Here is a 16864-nt window from a genome sequence, read left to right as displayed (position 1 = left end):
ATGAAAGGAATTATCGGCTATTTTCATGCTTTATTATCCCCCCAATTTGCTCCCACCGGGATAAGAGTGGCTGTAGTAGTGGGGACAATTTTATTGACAATTAACCACGGTTATGCTATAATGGGCGGCCGTATGACAAGCGATCGCTGGCTGGCGGCATCACTGACTTATCTAGTTCCCTATCTAGTCAATGTTCATGGGCAGTATAGCAGTTATCGCCGTCAGCAGTGGCCGAAAAAATCCCAACAATAAAGGCAATGAATATACCTCTAAGTGGTGATTTCTTTGACTCTAGGGAACTCCCTGTTAGCAGAGGGCTGCTATGATAGCGATCGAGACGAATATTCGGGTGACACAGATCTCTATTAGATATTTTAGCAACTACTTTATCATTCTTTAGCGATCGCTCTATTGGAATAAAGCAAAAATAGATATATGATCAAGACAGGATCTGCTTTCATAGCGATCGAGACGAATATTCAGGAGTTCGATTTACCATGGCTACTGTTTTATTGAAAACTGGCGAGTTCCGAGAAATCCCTGATGATCAGTTAATTTCTTTCCTCGAGGAAAACCGAGATTTGATTCAAGATCGACAATCACCCCGAAAAAGGGCGATTAAAAGACCTATGCTGTCCAATGTTACCTCTACCAGTACAAAATGACATCGATATTTGTTTCGTCATATTGGTAGATACCTTGTTCTGATTCTTCTTCCGTTTTCGAGTATTCCACCTTACACCGACGAAAAAGTCGGTATTGGGTTTTCTGGTTATCTTGAGGGTTTCCTCGATACTCCTCTTCTTTACCTAACTCTATATAAACGAATAGTTTTTTATATTTTCCGTAGACTGGCTCCCCCGATTTTGCCGAGTCAAATTCTAGCTCATTCAATGCTTTAATTCGTTTAATCATATTAGTGTTTAAGTTGGTTTTTGTTTTATAATATCCTATTATTGTGATTTTATTAGATTAGGTCGAGGTCTATTGTTTTGAGAGGAGAAGATGTGGCCAGATTTGTCACAGCAGTACCCGATAGTTTAGGAGATTGAAAATGAGTAAGTTTCAATTGTTTGATGGTGTTATACTAAGGGAAGATATACCTTTAATTGATGGTGGAATAGCTCCTATCGGCACAGTTGGGACAATTGTAGAAATTCTCAAAAATGGGGAAGCTTATCTAGTAGAATTATTTGGAGATTGGGTCAAATATGATGAGCAGGGAAATTTTGTCTGTGCAACTCAGACAGAAAAGGGAGCATTCCTCGAAACAATCGGCGTAGAAATTGTCTATCCTCATCAATTGGTGTTGACTTTTTCTGCCAAGCAAACGATGACCTTGACCTAAATCTATCCCCTTCCAATAGCGAGTGGGAATCTAATAATCTTTCAGTTTTAAAATGGTCGATTAAGACAAGCAGAAGGAGATTTATCCCTCAATTCAATCTTGACAGACCACTAATTATCCTATCACGGCTCTTCTGGTTTCTGTGTGGAAACGGGGTCTATACTGATAGTTTCTTCAGCAAAATAGTCCTAAAAGTCTTTTCCAGTAAACATTTCAATATTTTATAAGCAAAAATTATTACATACATAAGTAAAAAATATCACAAAAAGTCGAGAAGAACCCTATCACTGATTATTGTTTACTGATAACTGGTCAAGTCTCCCATTTCCCCGCCCCCTATCCTAGTTATCTGTAGCCTACTTTTACTTTTAATTGGTGTAAAATAGCAGCAGTATCTACTCTAGGGTAAGATTAACTCCCTGAGCTAGGATTTGATAAATGCGATCGCTCTCTTTTCAGTAAGGCACTAGCGAGAAAAATACCCAGTATTGCCAATACAGCCATAGCATAAAAAGCATAAGTGTAAGTACCGAACCAATCGCGAATTCTACCGGTTACTAAAGTTCCGATCAAAGCACCGACACCGTAGGCAGTAAAAACAATACCGTAATTTTGGGCGTAGTGGTCAGGATTAAAGAAGTGGAGAGTGGTAGCGGGAGCTAGGGCTAACCATCCCCCTAAACAGAACCAAAATAGACAAAAAGCCACTAGATAGCTAGTAACCGCCCCTTTTTCAGCCTTGACCATCAACAGACAACCGATCAAAATGAGTGTATAGGCCCCGATCGCTAAATAATGGGGTTTCCAGCGATCGCTCAACCAACCGAACAAAGGACGACTAATACCATTAAACAAGGCAAATAGAGCCACACTACTAGCCGCTAACCCCGGCTCAATCTGGATAATTTCCTCAGCGACAGGACTAGAAATACCGATGGCACTCAAGCCAATTAAAGCACCAATAGCATAGCAAAGCCATAAGCCATAAAATGAGCGACTTTTCAGCATATTCACTGGATAATTAGCCTGAAAGTCGGATTTTCGATTAGCTAAATTGGCGGGAGGTTGCCAGTCTTGAGGGGGTAACTTCATTGTGATCGCAATAATCACAATAATTATTGTAAAGATAATCCCCAAAAATCTTAAACTTGGTCTAACGCTATATTCATTGATTAATCGATTGGCTAAAGGTGCGGTAATCAGGGGAGAAAGGCCAAATCCGATGATGGTTAAACCCACCGCTAAACCTTTTTTGTCGGGAAACCAGCGTGCCACCACTGCCATGGGAACACCGTAAGCGATGCCGACTCCTGTGCCGGCAATGACTCCGTAGGTCAGAATAATTGTCTGGATCTGAGCGGCAAAACTAGCGAGAATATAGCCTAAACCGACGATAATTCCGCCGATAGCGGTCATCCTGCGAGTGCCTACCCGGGGGATATAAAAACCGGCGATCGGCATAGAAGCGGCATAAAATACTAAAGCCACAGTGTAGGGTAATAGGCTTTCCGTGGCGCTGAGATTTAACTCTGTTTCTAGGGGTTTTCTAAAGATACTCCAAGAGTACACCGTCCCTAAACAGAGTAAAACACCCATTCCTAGAGGTATTAATAACCATCTACCTTTGGCCGCGGGTAATCCCAAAACTGTCAACTCGGAATCATAATTACTGGTAGTCATAGATCGCCGTGACTCTTTCTAGACTTGTTTGGCCAGTATTCTAGATGAGATCATGGCTAATGGGGCCAATTTTCCAGAAAATTTTCCGATTAAAATAAGGGGCGAATTATTTCGCCCCCCTTTAAAAGTTTCCCCCCATCTATAGCTGAGGTACTTCTGAGGATTTTTAACTAAACTGCCGCGAAGTAAACTTTTGACTTCACAGGATCGGGAACCATGGTAGCATCCCCTTCTTGCCAACCGGCGGGACAAACTTCATCCGGATGGGATTGGACGTATTGAATCGCTTTCAGAGTGCGGAGGGTTTCATCGACACTGCGACCAAAGGAAAGATTATTAATAGTAGCGTGTTGGATAACACCTTCTTTATCGATGATAAAGAGACCGCGCAGGGATACCCCCGCATCTGGGTCAAGAACATTGTAAGCGGTGCTGATTTCTTTTTTTAGATCCGACACCAACGGATAGGCCACATCACCGACACCACCGGATTTTCTCTCGGTTTGAATCCATGCGAGGTGAGCAAATTCGCTATCGACGGACACCCCTAAAATCTCGGTGTTGATACTGCTAAATTCGCTAACTCGATCGCTGAAAGCGGTAATTTCCGTGGGGCAAACAAAGGTAAAATCGAGGGGATAGAAGAATAAAACGACGTATTTACCCCGATAATCCGACAATTTGATGGTTTTGAACTCTTGATCGAAAACGGCGGTCGCGGTGAAATCCGGCGCCGCTTGTCCGACTCTTAAGCAACCTTCGGCGGTCATACTTTTAATCTCCTTAATCTAGTTTCTGGGAAAATGCAACTATTTTTACATTCCTTAACAACTATATCATAGTCATAACGATTTTGAGTAATTGGCCGTTAGTTGGGGATTGGGAAGGTTATATCGGGCGAGAGAAAAAGAATTTAATAAACTGCATAATGTTCACTTTTGCAGCCGAAATAATAATTTAAGGACAGCGAAAGAGATCGTCACCCGGGGAAGTCAGCCCATTGTACAATCTAGTACAACTTTCTTGCCTCAACGCTCCGACCTGCTGCTGTCTGCTTTTACTTATAGTTGCAAAGGCTATGTCATCAAGCACTGGTAAATATCTATCCCTATCCCAACGTCAGCAACTTCTCGAAATCTTAACAGAACCGAATATCTCTGATGTTGATCGCAAACGGATTCAAATCATTCTTTTCGCTGACGAGGGCAAATCCCAGAACGAGATCCGTAAGCTTCTCGATTGTACTGCCGCCACCGCTAGTAAATGGATACTGATCGCCGAGAGTGGCAAGATCGATCGCTGGCAGAAATACCGCCGCGGTCGCCCTTCAAAAGTTGATCAACCCTACCTCGATCGCCTGAAGGAACTGATTAGTAAATCCCCCCGGGATTTCGGCTATTCCTTTAAGCGATGGTCGGGAGTTTGGTTAGCGCGGCATCTAGAGAAAGAATTCGGGGTTGCACTCACCCCCACCCACATCAATCGCCTCCGCAAACAGCTACAGCCGATCCGCATCGTCGATCTTTCTCCTTCAGCCAAAGCTTAAAACAACTATGCTCGATACTCACAGCCTCGTCAATCCCTGGCCGGAATTCCTGTCCGAAACCCAGTGGCGGAGTCTCCAGAAAACGGCGATCGCTCTCTCTCCCGAAGCAGGTACACTGCCCGTACAGCCCGGATTATACCTAGTGGTTCGCGGCAAAGTTCGGATAGCGAACTCGCAGCAAAAAGAGATGATTGCGCTCAAAACCGACGAATTTTTCGGAGAATTCTCCCTCTTTCCCCGATCGGGGTTTCTTCCCTACTCGGTTCGAGTCTCCGCAAAGGCGGAACTACTTCTTATCCCCGAGTCCGCCCTGAAGCCGATCCTGAAAAAACACCCCGCCCTGAAAAAAATATTACTACAACGGGCGCGGGAAATTGAGCAACTTCTTGGGACGAAGACAGAAGAAACGGACAAAAAAAGCGATCGAGCCTATTTTCCCTCTCCAGCGCGGCGGTTAGGTCACTGGATCGGGCAATCCCTCCGCCGTTATCCCTTCTTCGAGCAACAGTCCGCCTCCGATTGCGGGGCGGCCAGTTTAGTCATGATCGCCCGTTATCACGGCAAAAGAATCAGCGTCAACCGTTTACGAGAAATGGCCAACGTCAACCGCGACGGGGCAACCCGGTCGGGACTGATCACCGCAGCGGAAAATATCGGCCTCTCCACCCGTCCAGTAAAAGCGACTCTAGAGGGATTAGGGAAACAGCCCCTACCTGCGATCGCTCACTGGGAAGGCAAACACTTCGTTGTGATCTGGAAAATTACCCCCAAACAGGTGATTATTGGCGATCCAGCGATCGGGCAATTAACCCTAAGTCGTGCCGAATTCACCAGTAAATGGACGGGATTCACCCTGCTGCTGCAACCGAACCAGAAATTCCGGGACACGAAAGAGGATAAAACCTCTCTCTGGCAGTTTTATCGCTTACTGGAACCCCATTGGTTCGTGCTGCTGGAAATTTTCGTCGCCTCGCTTTTTATCCAGATATTCGGCTTAATTACGCCGATTTTCACCCAGTTAATCCTCGATCGGGTAATCGTCCAGGGGTCCTTAACTACCCTTTGGGCGATGGGGATCGGTGCGCTAATTTTCGGGGTTTTTCGGGTAGCAATTACCGGTTTACGCGCCTATCTCCTCGATCACACCGCTAATCGCATCGATACGGCATTAATCACCGGTTTTATCCGCCATACCCTCAGCCTTCCCCTCGGTTATTTCGAGTCCCGCTATGTGGGCGATATTATTTCCCGCGTCGGGGAAAATCGCAAGATTCAGCGTTTTCTGTCTGGGGAAGCTCTCTCGATTTTACTTGACTTATTAACGGTTTTCGTGTATGTGGCGGTGATGTTCCGCTATAGCTGGCAATTAGCCCTCATCAGTTTAGCGATTGTGCCACCGTTCCTTCTGCTGGCGTTAATTTCTACCCCTTTTCTCCAGCGAATATCCCGGGATATTTTTCAGGCGATCGCTAAGGAAAGCAGTTACCTGATCGAGATTTTAACCGGTATTCGTACCGTCAAATCTACTGCCACAGAGCGATCGACCCGTTGGCACTGGGAAGACCTTTTCTCGGTGGAGGTCAAGAAAAATTTCTCCGGGCAGATCATCGGCAATAATCTCCAGATATTCAGTAATCTGATCGAATCTTTAGCGACGACGGGTTTACTCTGTTTTGGTGCCTATCTAGTGATTCAAAATCAATTATCGATCGGACAACTGATCGCCTTTAATATGCTTTTTGCCCAGATCATCGCGCCTTTTCAACGCTTAACCGTTCTCTGGACGCAATTTCAAGAAGTCAATATCGCCGTCGAGCGCATTAACGATGTACTGGACGCGAAACCGGAGGAGAATTTAGAGGAACTTTCCCGTCAGTTTCTCCCGGAATTACAGGGACATATTCGCTTTGAAAATGTCACCTTTCGCTACCACACCGACAGCGATCGCAATATTTTAGAAAACCTCAGTTTTGAGATTTTACCCGGTCAAACTGTTGCCCTCGTCGGTCGGAGCGGTTCGGGAAAAACCACGATCTCGAAATTGCTGATCGGCCTCTATCCCCCCACCGATGGGAAAATCTCGATCGACGGTTACGATCTGAGTACGATCGCCCTCAGTTCCCTCCGGCAACAGGTGGGAGTCGTCGATCAGGATACTTTTCTCTTCGGTTCCACGATTCGGGAAAATATCAGTTTAGGACATCCCGATCGCCCCCTAGAAAATGTGATCGAAGCGGCGAAATTAGCGGGAATTCATGACTTTATTCAATCACTGCCGATGGGGTACGAAACTCAAATCGGCGAGGGTGGAGGGCTACTTTCCGGGGGACAGAGACAACGAATCGCCATCGCTCGATCGTTGATGGGAGAACCGCGGTTATTAATCCTCGATGAAGCCACTTCCCACCTCGATACCGAATCGGAACGGATTATTCAAACAAATCTCCAGAAAATTCGGCAGAATCGCACGATGGTGATTATCGCCCATCGCCTCTCTACGGTGCGGAACGCGGATTGTATTCTCGTTCTCGATCGAGGGGTATTAGTCGATAGTGGAACCCACGAAGAATTAATGGCCCGTCCCGGTATTTACCGTAATTTGAATTCTAATCAATTGAGTGAATAACTATGACAACCAATCTAGACAGAGAGCGCGATAACTGGTCTTTCCATACCAAAGAATTGATCGATACTTTACCCCTACCCTGGACGCGTGGTTTACTCTATTTTCTGATTATTTTCGTCTCGATCATTCTCCCCTGGGCGATATTCTCAAAAGTCGATGAAACGGGTGTTGGTCCAGGAAAACTGGAACCCCAAGGGGAAACAGTCAAACTCGACGCAATCACCGCAGGAGAAGTGGAAAAAATCTATGTCCGTGAAGGCCAAGAGGTGAAAGCAGGACAACCGATTTTAACCCTAGATTCCTCATTAATCCGCAAGGAAATACAACAAATTGAGGAGAAAATAGAAGGACAAAAAAGCCGTCTTTCCCAACAGAAACTTGTCAAAAGTCAGTTAGAGATTTCTTTAACCACCCAAAGCCAACAAAATCGCGCGGCAGCAGCGGAAAAAGAAGCCTCGATCGAACAAGCGCGGGAGAATGTGGACGCATTAATCAAGAAGGCCAAAATATCCCTAGAAGAACAACAGGCGCGGGTAAATCAAGCGAAAACCGCCCTCGCACAAAGTCAGACCGATTATCCAATTCTCAAAAGTCGTTATCAAACGGCTTTAAAAGAAGTCGATCGCTACCGAAAAGCGTGGGAGGATGGCGCGATATCGGAGGTGCAATTCATCGAGCGCGAGGACAATGCCAAGGAGCGCCAACAACTCTACGAGCGGGGAAAAGCGGAGGTAAAAGAAAATCAACATAAACTAGCGGAATTAAAAAGTGCCTACCGTCAGACGAGTCAACAAACGAGCGCGGATATCGCCCAAGCGCGTCTGCAATTACAGGAGCGGCAGCGGGGTTATCAAAGTCTCCGCCATTCCAACGAGTTGGCACTCTTAAGGGTACAGGAGCAGATTAACAATCTAGACACGGAGATCGCAACACTGGCATCGGAAATCGCCCAAAGCGAGAGCCAACGGCAAGCGCTCCAAATCCAACTAAGTCAGAGGGTTTTAAAGGCGAATACCGACGGCACAATCTTTTCATTACCGATTAAACGTGCGGGTGCGGTGGTGCAGTCGGGAACGCGGATCGCGGAGATAGCACCGAAAGGCTCCCGGTTTATTCTCAAGGCAGAAATGCCCACGGATCAAAGTCAATTTCTCCGCGCCGGTATGCCGATAAAAGTCAAGTTCGATGCCTATCCTTTTCAGGATTACGGCATTATCGGCGGCAAGATCACCAAGAAATCACCGACGGCGATCGAAAAGGAAACGCCCAACGGAAAAATTAATGTTTTCGAGCTAGAAATTCAACTCGATCGCTCCTGTATTCAAAAGGGAAATCAATGTATTCCCCTCAATCCGGGGGATACGGCTACCGCAGAAGCGATCGTCCGTCAGCGTCGGGTGATCGATTACATCCTCGATCCCTTTAAGGATCTGCAAAAAGATGGGTTAAAACTCTAGTTTTTTTAGGTATCGAAGCCAAATTACTTACACCCCTCCCTAACCCTCTTGCCTATCTCAATTAGGAAATTAATTTCGCATAACTGTTTAAGGAGTCATTATGTCCCATAGTATCACCATCACCAATCAAGACCTTATCCAACAGCTTAAGCTATCGGGGAAAGTCCCCGAAATAGTCGAGGGAATTATCGCTCGGAAAATCATCACCGAAACTGCCACGGCAGCGGGGATTAAAAACACAACTGACGAGTTACAACAGGCGGCCGATCAATTCCGTCTCGCCAATGAATTACATAACGCCAAAGATACATGGAATTGGTTGCAAAAACAGGGCTTATCCCTAGACGATTTCGAGGAGATCGTTCAATTCAGTTTACTATCGGGTAAATTAGCCGAACATCTTTTCGCAGACAAAATTGAATCCTATTTCGTCGAACACCAGCTAGATTATACCGGCGCGGTGATCTATGAGGTAGTGTTAGCAGATCAGGCGATGGCAGAGGAGTTGTATGAATCGATTCAGGAGGAGGAAATCAGCTTTCAGGAAGTAGCGCATCGCTATATCGAGGATGTGGAATTACGACGCAAGGGAGGTTATCGCGGTACTGTTTACCGTAAGGATTTACGACCGAATCTTTCGGCCGCAATTTTCGCATCGGATTCTTCTCGATTGTTGAAACCGCTGCAAGGCGATCGAGGTTTTCACCTGATTTTTGTCGAGGAAATCGTTAAACCAAAATTAACCGAGGAGTTGGCTCTGAAAATCGGTGTTGATTTGTTTAACGGCTGGGTAAAGGAGAAGATTCAAGAGATAGAATACGAGTTTAGTAATTAATTGTGGACGGGGTGGGTAATACTCACCCCGCAAACATAGTAAGGGAAGATAAGAGTTATGGAATGTGTGATCTGTAAACACGGCACGACTCGATCGGGTTTCGTAACTGTTACTTTAGAGAGAGATAATTGTATCGTGATTTTAAAACAAGTCCCTGCGGATATATTGCGGGGAGTATTATCTAAGCGAGTCGGTCACTGCGGAAGTTTTACAGAAGGCCGAGGATGCGGTGAATAAAGGCGCGGAAGTGGAAATTATCCGCTATGTCGCTTAAGTACACTATAAAACTATAAAATTAATACATATTGTATTAATAAAATACCAATAATCCGATTATTCTTGAGTGAGCTTATTCAGTATAAAAACAAACAAAGCGATTTTTAATACATACACTTTTAAAAATTCCTGAATCTATTCATTAACAGAATTCCCAGTTAATTAAAAAAATAAATAGTGCTTGCTGAATAATGGTAAAACCCTTTTAAAATAAGGCTTTTGACCTGTTAAAATCCGATGTTCATGCTGCGAAAATAGGATTGTGACCTTCAAAAACTTGGCATTATCCTTTTTGTAGTACACAAGCTGGTACAAAAAAGGAGGGCAACAAAGCCTGAAACGACCGACGACCGGCTACTGAATCCTGACTCCTAACCCCACCAACAAACTTTTTCAGCAAACCCTAAATAACTCAATTAAGTTAGCTTGGTTGGTTCTCTTTGCTTCCAACAAGACAGGTTCAGAGTTTTTTGTACATAAATTACTCATTTTTGTTTCTTTAAATAGCTTGGAAGCCCGTTGTTTAATCGGTTTTGATGATGTTTTTGTAAAAAATAGTCTTTCAAAAAGAACATAAATAACTCAACTATGTTTTTTTTGTTCGATTTTGATAGTTGATCTGGTGTTGAAAAATTGTTATTGTTTTCTTGAATCAATAATTTGATTCATTCATTTAGCGAAAATTTGGAGAATACATCTCATGGCTAACATCAAAATCAACGAGATCAAAAACACGGTGACTGACGAAATTATCGAGCTTCGCACCGATGCCGCTAACGACGGTCCAGAAAGCATCACCGCTTTTAAAACTTTACGTCAAGTTGCGGGCGGGTGTTGTAGTTGGAATCAGTGCTGTAAACCGAGTTCGTTTTAAACTATAAAACAATTGATAGTTCTACAGAGACGATTTATTGTTTTCTAATAAAAGCTTCTGTAGAACTATTGCCACAGCCCGTAAAAAAACTTATTGTTAAGGAAAAATATGCTTTCAATCAACGATTTTCCTATTACTTGGAGCAATCGCCCATTTCTTGATCTTGGCTCTTTTACTTCTGGTGCTATCCATATTCTCGGTATAGAGTACGCTTATAGAAATATGCTTGACAGCACATCTACTATTAATCCCGTAACGACTCTTCACCCAATATCTTTTCGAGATTCGTTAATTCGTGAGACAGGATTTTTTCAATATGGAGTAAATGATCCCATCGAATTACCTTTAGAGTTAAGAACTGAAAGATGGAAAACTTTATGTGATTATTTGTATTCTTATCAAGATCTTCACTCATCGGTTCAAGAAAAAGTCACGAGTTTATTATTAAGCCTGTGTTTTCATAAAGCAATTTTAAAATATGTTCCTGAACGATCAAATGAGGTGACATTTGCGAATTTTAGTTTAGCAAAGCTATCCTACATTCGAGCAAAAGCTAAATTGCTTTGCCAATTAGATATAGGCACAGAAGAAAATCTAAAAGATTTTGAATATATCGTCGCTCAATCTTCTTCCGATGATCAAGTTTTTTTGGCATCATCTATAGAGTTAACTATTTTATATGCCAAGGTTTTCAGAAATATTGATGCGGCAAAACATTGGCGAAAGATTGCCGATAAATCACTGGATCATCTAGTGTCATCATTAAGTGAATTTCAATTCAAGCTTTTTAAAAGTAATTTCCACCGAGCGGCAGTTTTTATCCCTTTAGTACAAGGAAAGAAAAAAACAGTTATCCGTGAAATGGATATCTGTCAATCCCTAGCGGAAGAACTAACCCGCGAGTGTAAAAACGAGACAGAAAGAATTTTCGCCCATGAAAATCTGACGACGGTTTTTGAGAGCCGAACAAAAGAAGCTCTCTGGTTAGGCGATATCGATCTCGCCGAAGAGAGAGCGAAGAAAATGGTGGCGATGGAACCTCTTTACTCTCGTTATCGCCTGCAACTGGGGGAAATTTTACTGAAACAAAATAAATTTGAAGAAGCGGCGAAAATCTATCGTTCTGCCACTAGACTCGGCCCACCTGGAATGGCGATCGCTTGGTTTATGGCCGGCCAATGTCACGAACGATTAGGAGAGATAGACATCGCCTGTGATTGCTATCTAGCTTCCCTACAGATGGATGAATTAGCTATCTCCGCCGTCGAGAAAATTAACAAATTGGCCCCCAGGCTAGGTAACTCGATGCTGACCGATTGGAGTACCATGCGTCTAGAACAATTACGGGAACAACAGGGAGGTATGGTCTCTAAAACGAAAACTTCCTATATTCCTGAAGCCACTTCTGCACTGAAATTAGCGGGTGAACGCGAACTCTCTCAAATTTAAATCAAGGCGATCGCCGATCTGGTAGGTTGGGTTGACGCAAGGAAACCCAACAATTCCCCTAAAACTTACCGAAAACTCAATTAGGCAAAATCGTCTTACCACAGAAGTGATGCAAGAAACTCAGATAGAGTTTGTTCGCTCCTATATTGATGCGGGTGAGTGTGGACTGACCCTGCTAAATAGACCTCTCCAATAATTGTCAAAATAAGAGATGAAGCCCTGACTAAGAGCTTATCAAAAATCTTTTCTGGAGAGGTATAATAATGAAGAATCAACAGTTGGTAGCCACTAAGGCTGTTGATAAAGTGGATGATGTGACTAATGTGAATGACCCATATAATATTGCCAAACAAGGGGGTAAGCACTCTGGATTCTATAACGAATATGCCAAAAAGCCAGACTCTCAAATCCGAAAAGGAATTGAATCTATAAACAAGCAAATTTCTGAACATCAAAAAAAGATTGAAGCTCCCCAAAAATTTATACCTGATTTTGATAATCTTGATCCTAGACAGCAAAAAGCTCTTCCCGATAAATGGCAAAGTGACATAAATCGGCAGAGCGAGCAAAAGACTATACTAGAAGGCCTACTCAAGGAGAGAGGACTATGAATACAGAATCTGTTAACTTTATCAAAGATCATGCACTTATTCTCAAAGAAAAGTACAATGAATCCCTCGCAAAAATTAACGAAGCTGACATAAAAGGAGAGGACTCTTCTTTCTATAAAGGACAAAGCCTTGCTTATTATGATGCTCTTGATTTGATCAAGTCTCAGGTAGAAGCATTTGGTTACAACTCGAAGGAAGTCAACCTGGTTGTTCCTGAATTTGGCAAACAAGCAACTTAGCTATTAAGGTATCAGGTGCGATGCCGAAGGCACTGCGTAGCAGTACGCCTATCTTGCAAGGTTGGATTGACAACGGAAACCCAACATCATCCCCCTATTATTCTTCATGTTTTGTGTTGGGTTGCACTTCGTTTAACCCAATCTAATGATTATTTTACGGGTTATTCCATGGCGACATTGTAATCGAAAATAATCTTTAGTCTGTAGATTGTAGGGTGCGTGTTTGCGGCTGCTACTTTGGACAAAAAACTAAAATCAACAATCGGCCGTAACGCACCAATTTTATTCGTGAGCGCCACCCGTAGAACAAGGTACAATGCTCTTTTAGGGGAACAATCCCTACTGCCACCACCGAGCGTTAAAACCAGCAGAAAAGGGAATCCCAGAGAGATTATACCTCGATCGCCCCGCAGCCGGAATTCCCTTAGAACAACCTCTAACCCCTCACTGAATCGCCTGTTTTAAACTACGGCAGAATTCTTCGAGGGATTTTAACCCATCGCCGGGGGAATTATCAGCCAGACGTTTAACCATGGCACTGCCGACAATTACCGCATCAGCACCCCATTTTTTCACCTGTAGTGCCTGTGTCGGGTCAGAAATGCCAAATCCTACCCCCACGGGTTTATCGGTGACAGAACGGATAGAATCGAGCAATTCCTCCACTCTGGTGGCCACTTGGTTCCGCATTCCCGTCACTCCCGTGACACTAACCAAATAAATAAAACCTTGGGATTGCCTGGCGATCGCTTGTATTCGTTCCGGGGGACTGGTAGGCGCTACCAATAAAATCACCTCAATTCCCTTAGCGGCAGCCGGTTGCAGCAGACTTTCCGCTTCCTCTAGGGGTAAATCGGGAACCACCAAACCACTCACCCCGGCTGCTTTTATTTGGTCTAAAAAGACATCTATCCCGCGATGATAGATGGGATTATAGTAAGTAAAGAGAATAATGGGAGCTTTCACCTCTCCCTGAGCATTTTTGACGATTTCTAGCACATCTTCCAACTTGACACCCCGATTTAAAGCGCGGGTGGCCGCCGCTTGAATAACCGGACCATCCGCAAGAGGATCGGAATAGGGAACCCCCAACTCGATCAGATCGGCCCCTGCCTGGTCTAAAATGCGTAAAGCTTGGGCAGTAGTGGACAAATCGGGATCACCAGCAGTAATAAAGGGAATTAAGGCACAATTCCCCTGGGAACGGAGAGAACGAAAACACTCGGAAACAGCAGTCATCGAAAATTACTGAAGACATAAAGCACCGTCTATTATCTCATGGCGGGGAATAGCTCATTGCCAGTCTCTACAAGCTCAGGTAAAGAATTTTTCGAGTAATACTTAAGGAATATTGACAAAATGGCGATCGAGGGTAAAATAGGCTCAGTCTGGCAGTTTTAAGAAAATCTCTTCTATGAACTGGTTTTCATTCCGCTTTTTCCAGTACACAATAGGACTAATGCCCGATCGGGTTTCGTATAATCAAACACCATATATCTATGTTTTCCATTTACATTCTCACCCATAACGAAGAAATTGATATTGCCGCCTGTGTGGAATCGGCACTTCTATCCGATGATGTGATTGTGGTTGACTCCTATAGTAGCGATCGCACAGTAGAGATCGCTTCTCGTTATCCAGTGCGCGTGATTCAGCATCAATTTGAAAGTCATGGTAAACAAAGAACTTGGATGTTAGAAAATATCGAGACTAAATACGATTGGGTTTATATTCTCGAAGCAGATGAAAGGATAACACCCCAACTCTACGCAGAATGTCTGCGTGCCACTCAACAGAAAGAATTTACTGGTTTTTATGTGGCCGAAAGGGTTATGTTTATGGGAACTTGGATCCGTCGCAGCACCCAGTATCCCCGTTATCAAATGCGTCTATTTAGAAAAGATCAAGTCTGGTTTAGCGATTATGGTCACACGGAAAGGGAAGAATGTCGAGGAAAAACCTCTTTTTTAGAAGAAACCTATCCCCACTATACCTGTAGTAAAGGTTTAAGTCGTTGGATTGAAAAACATAATCGTTACTCTACCGATGAAGCAGCAGAAACCCTACATCAGTTGGCTAACGGTGGTGTTAGTTGGAAAAATTTATTTTTTGGTGAAACCGAAGTAGATAGACGGAGAGCTTTAAAAGATTTATCTCTACGATTGCCTTTTCGTCCCTTGCTTCGTTGGTTTTATATGTATTTTATCTTGGCAGGAATTCTCGATGGTAAAGCTGGTTTTGCTTGGTGTACTCTGCAAGCTTTTTATGAGTATTTGATCCTCTTAAAAGTGGCAGAAATGAAACAGGGTTTACCCACTCCCCCCGAAGTGAGAAATCGTTTTCATCCTCCGCAAAATGCTGACAATCTTAATTCCCATAGGCCCGATTTCGTCTCCCTAAAAGGAAAAGCCGATTAACATTCAACCATTATTAATCAGTCAGCAATCACCTAACAACAACCTAGAGATAAAAAGCAATCCTGATCCATTTTTTATTAGCTGTGACATCAATTTCACGGCTGTTGTCTCATCTCAAGCTGTACGGTATTTAAACTGCGTAGTGGTCTCCCCACCTCCCCACTTCATAATTCATAATTCATAATTCCCTCTCCCTGATTAATAACGGATGCGAGGATCAACATAAGCATTGATTAAATCGATTAAAATACTGGCAAAAACCACTATTGTCGCAAAAAAAGCCATTAATCCCTGTACTGTTGGGTAATCCCGCAGAGAAATCGCGCGATATAACTGATTTCCCAAACCCGGCCAAGAAAAAGTAACTTCCGTCAAGACTGCACCACCTAAAAGAGCCGCAAAAGTTAATCCTAAGACAGTAATTACGGGAATTAGGGCATTTTTCAGCGCATGGGCGATCATAATCGTTTTTTCAGGTATTCCTCTCGCTTTGGCCGCATCTACATAGTCCGCTTGCAAAGTTTGTTTCAGATTAACTCGCACCATCCGTTCAAAAATCCCACTCAAGAGAATGCCGAGAGTAAAACTAGGTAAGGCTAGATAATACAAAGCTGTGGGCAACTTATCTAGTTGTAGAGTCATCAGACTATCAAGGGTGTATAAACCCGTAATTGTCTGGGGTGGAGTTTCACTCAAAGGAAAACGAGTCCCCAAGGGAAACCAGCGCAACTGTACCGCAAAAATTAGCTGTAAGAGCATTCCCACCCAAAAAATCGGCAAGGAATAGGTTATCAGTCCAAATAAACGTCCCCCCGCATCTAAGGGAGTATTCGGACGGGAAGCGGTGATAATTCCCAATCCGACTCCCACTATCACCGCAATTAGCATTCCATAAAAAGTTAGTTCCACCGTCGCTGGAAAATGTTTAGCGATAATCTCCCATACCGTCACCCCCTTACTGGTTAAAGAGTCTCCTAAATTGAGACGCATTAGGTGGAAAATATAGTCTAGGTACTGGAAAAATAGGGGCTTATTCAGTCCTAATTGTTCTCTTAGGGCATTTTTGGCACTTTCAGGGGCGCGGTTGCCTAAAATCGCATCCGTGGGATCACCGGGGGCAACACGCATCAGCAGAAAAACCACCGTCACGATCGTCCATAACATCAAGGGAGCTAGGAGTAAACGCACCAGTAAATAGGATTGTAAAGCAGCGCGGCGAGACATGAGAGCTTTCCGATCAGAAGATAGATTCTCAAAGAACCATACCCCAAAATCGCCCCAGCGATCGAGAGGGATTGAATAAAAAATTAAATTGAGGAAAATATTTAGTACAAATAAACTAAAATATCTGCACCGCCAGTTCTAATCAAGGGACTAGCAAAAAAGACTAAGGTCTGAAAGGCTGATGTAGCAAGGGATAGAAAAAAGATCAAAAAATTTTGCCAAAAGGGGTTGACAAACTTAGGGAAGTTAGATACATTGGTAAATGCGCGGTTGAAGCGAAGC

General features: G+C 43.6%; 16 protein-coding genes and 1 pseudogene. 12 read left to right on the top strand and 5 right to left on the bottom strand.

From position 1 onward, the window contains the following. Complete coding sequence (gene nrtS / locus EWV68_RS14495) at positions 1-252, top strand: nitrate/nitrite transporter NrtS (RefSeq protein WP_061433020.1); 252 nt, start codon at positions 1-3, stop codon at positions 250-252. A 396-nt stretch (positions 253-648) separates the two neighbouring features. Here the strand turns inward: nrtS and EWV68_RS14490 are convergent, their stop codons facing one another. Beyond that, positions 649-915 (bottom strand): hypothetical protein, encoded by a 267-nt coding sequence (locus EWV68_RS14490; RefSeq protein WP_004161646.1) that lies wholly within the window; start codon positions 913-915, stop codon positions 649-651. A 139-nt stretch (positions 916-1054) separates the two neighbouring features. Here EWV68_RS14490 and EWV68_RS14485 point away from each other — a divergent pair, with 139 nt between their 5' ends. Continuing rightward, entirely contained in the window at positions 1055-1348 is a 294-nt protein-coding gene (locus EWV68_RS14485; protein WP_287170221.1) for a DUF4926 domain-containing protein, read from the top strand. Between the two features lie 411 nt (positions 1349-1759). Here EWV68_RS14485 and EWV68_RS14480 read toward each other — a convergent pair whose 3' ends face one another. Further along, positions 1760-3028, bottom strand: coding sequence for an L-lactate MFS transporter (locus EWV68_RS14480; RefSeq protein WP_287170220.1), 1269 nt, complete (start codon positions 3026-3028; stop codon positions 1760-1762). A 170-nt stretch (positions 3029-3198) separates the two neighbouring features. Continuing rightward, positions 3199-3798 (bottom strand): peroxiredoxin, encoded by a 600-nt coding sequence (locus tag EWV68_RS14475; protein WP_002752469.1) that lies wholly within the window; start codon positions 3796-3798, stop codon positions 3199-3201. 308 nt (positions 3799-4106) lie between these two features. Between EWV68_RS14475 and EWV68_RS14470 the strand changes: the two genes are divergently transcribed. The 9 genes and pseudogenes from EWV68_RS14470 to EWV68_RS14430 all read left to right on the top strand — a co-directional run bounded on the left by EWV68_RS14470 (position 4107) and on the right by EWV68_RS14430 (position 12941). Continuing rightward, positions 4107-4574: a helix-turn-helix domain-containing protein gene (locus EWV68_RS14470; protein WP_287170219.1), complete on the top strand. Its 468-nt coding sequence runs from the start codon at positions 4107-4109 to the stop codon at positions 4572-4574. A gap of 7 nt (positions 4575-4581) precedes the next feature. Further along, the gene (locus EWV68_RS14465; RefSeq protein WP_287170217.1) at positions 4582-7200 is read left to right on the top strand and encodes a peptidase domain-containing ABC transporter; all 2619 of its coding nucleotides are present in this window, start codon (positions 4582-4584) and stop codon (positions 7198-7200) included. Positions 7201-7202: 2 nt separating this feature from the next. Next, on the top strand, positions 7203-8657 hold the full coding sequence (locus tag EWV68_RS14460; protein ID WP_287170216.1) for a beta-barrel domain-containing protein: 1455 nt from the start codon (positions 7203-7205) through the stop codon (positions 8655-8657). A 100-nt stretch (positions 8658-8757) separates the two neighbouring features. Beyond that, a complete protein-coding gene (locus EWV68_RS14455) occupies positions 8758-9492 on the top strand; it encodes a foldase protein PrsA (protein WP_287170215.1) in 735 nt (244 codons plus the stop codon). A 57-nt stretch (positions 9493-9549) separates the two neighbouring features. Continuing rightward, positions 9550-9766: pseudogene (locus EWV68_RS14450) on the top strand (type II toxin-antitoxin system MqsA family antitoxin). Between the two features lie 702 nt (positions 9767-10468). After that, positions 10469-10642 (top strand): hypothetical protein, encoded by a 174-nt coding sequence (locus EWV68_RS14445; RefSeq protein ID WP_287170214.1) that lies wholly within the window; start codon positions 10469-10471, stop codon positions 10640-10642. A gap of 108 nt (positions 10643-10750) precedes the next feature. Beyond that, positions 10751-12091, top strand: coding sequence for a tetratricopeptide repeat protein (locus tag EWV68_RS14440; RefSeq protein ID WP_287170213.1), 1341 nt, complete (start codon positions 10751-10753; stop codon positions 12089-12091). Between the two features lie 263 nt (positions 12092-12354). After that, the gene (locus EWV68_RS14435) at positions 12355-12702 is read left to right on the top strand and encodes a hypothetical protein (protein ID WP_012266442.1); all 348 of its coding nucleotides are present in this window, start codon (positions 12355-12357) and stop codon (positions 12700-12702) included. Further along, positions 12699-12941, top strand: coding sequence for a hypothetical protein (locus EWV68_RS14430; RefSeq protein ID WP_002737863.1), 243 nt, complete (start codon positions 12699-12701; stop codon positions 12939-12941). The genes EWV68_RS14435 and EWV68_RS14430 overlap by 4 nt, the downstream gene beginning before the upstream one ends. Before the next feature lie 444 nt (positions 12942-13385). Here the strand turns inward: EWV68_RS14430 and trpA are convergent, their stop codons facing one another. After that, positions 13386-14180 carry a tryptophan synthase subunit alpha gene (gene trpA, locus EWV68_RS14425; RefSeq protein WP_287170212.1) on the bottom strand — a complete coding sequence of 265 codons (795 nt, stop codon included), beginning with the start codon at positions 14178-14180 and terminating at the stop codon, positions 13386-13388. Between the two features lie 260 nt (positions 14181-14440). Between trpA and EWV68_RS14420 the strand changes: the two genes are divergently transcribed. Beyond that, entirely contained in the window at positions 14441-15358 is a 918-nt protein-coding gene (locus EWV68_RS14420; RefSeq protein ID WP_061433023.1) for a glycosyltransferase family 2 protein, read from the top strand. A 198-nt stretch (positions 15359-15556) separates the two neighbouring features. Here EWV68_RS14420 and EWV68_RS14415 read toward each other — a convergent pair whose 3' ends face one another. Beyond that, a complete protein-coding gene (locus tag EWV68_RS14415) occupies positions 15557-16582 on the bottom strand; it encodes an ABC transporter permease (RefSeq protein WP_002757482.1) in 1026 nt (341 codons plus the stop codon). Positions 16583-16864: the final 282 nt, after the last annotated feature.

This window comes from Microcystis sp. M_QC_C_20170808_M9Col (assembly GCF_007095495.1).
GTDB classification, from domain to species: Bacteria; Cyanobacteriota; Cyanobacteriia; order Cyanobacteriales; family Microcystaceae; genus Microcystis; species Microcystis aeruginosa.
The sequence above is the reverse complement of the archived record's forward strand: the minus strand, read 5'-3'. Positions and strand labels throughout refer to the sequence as shown.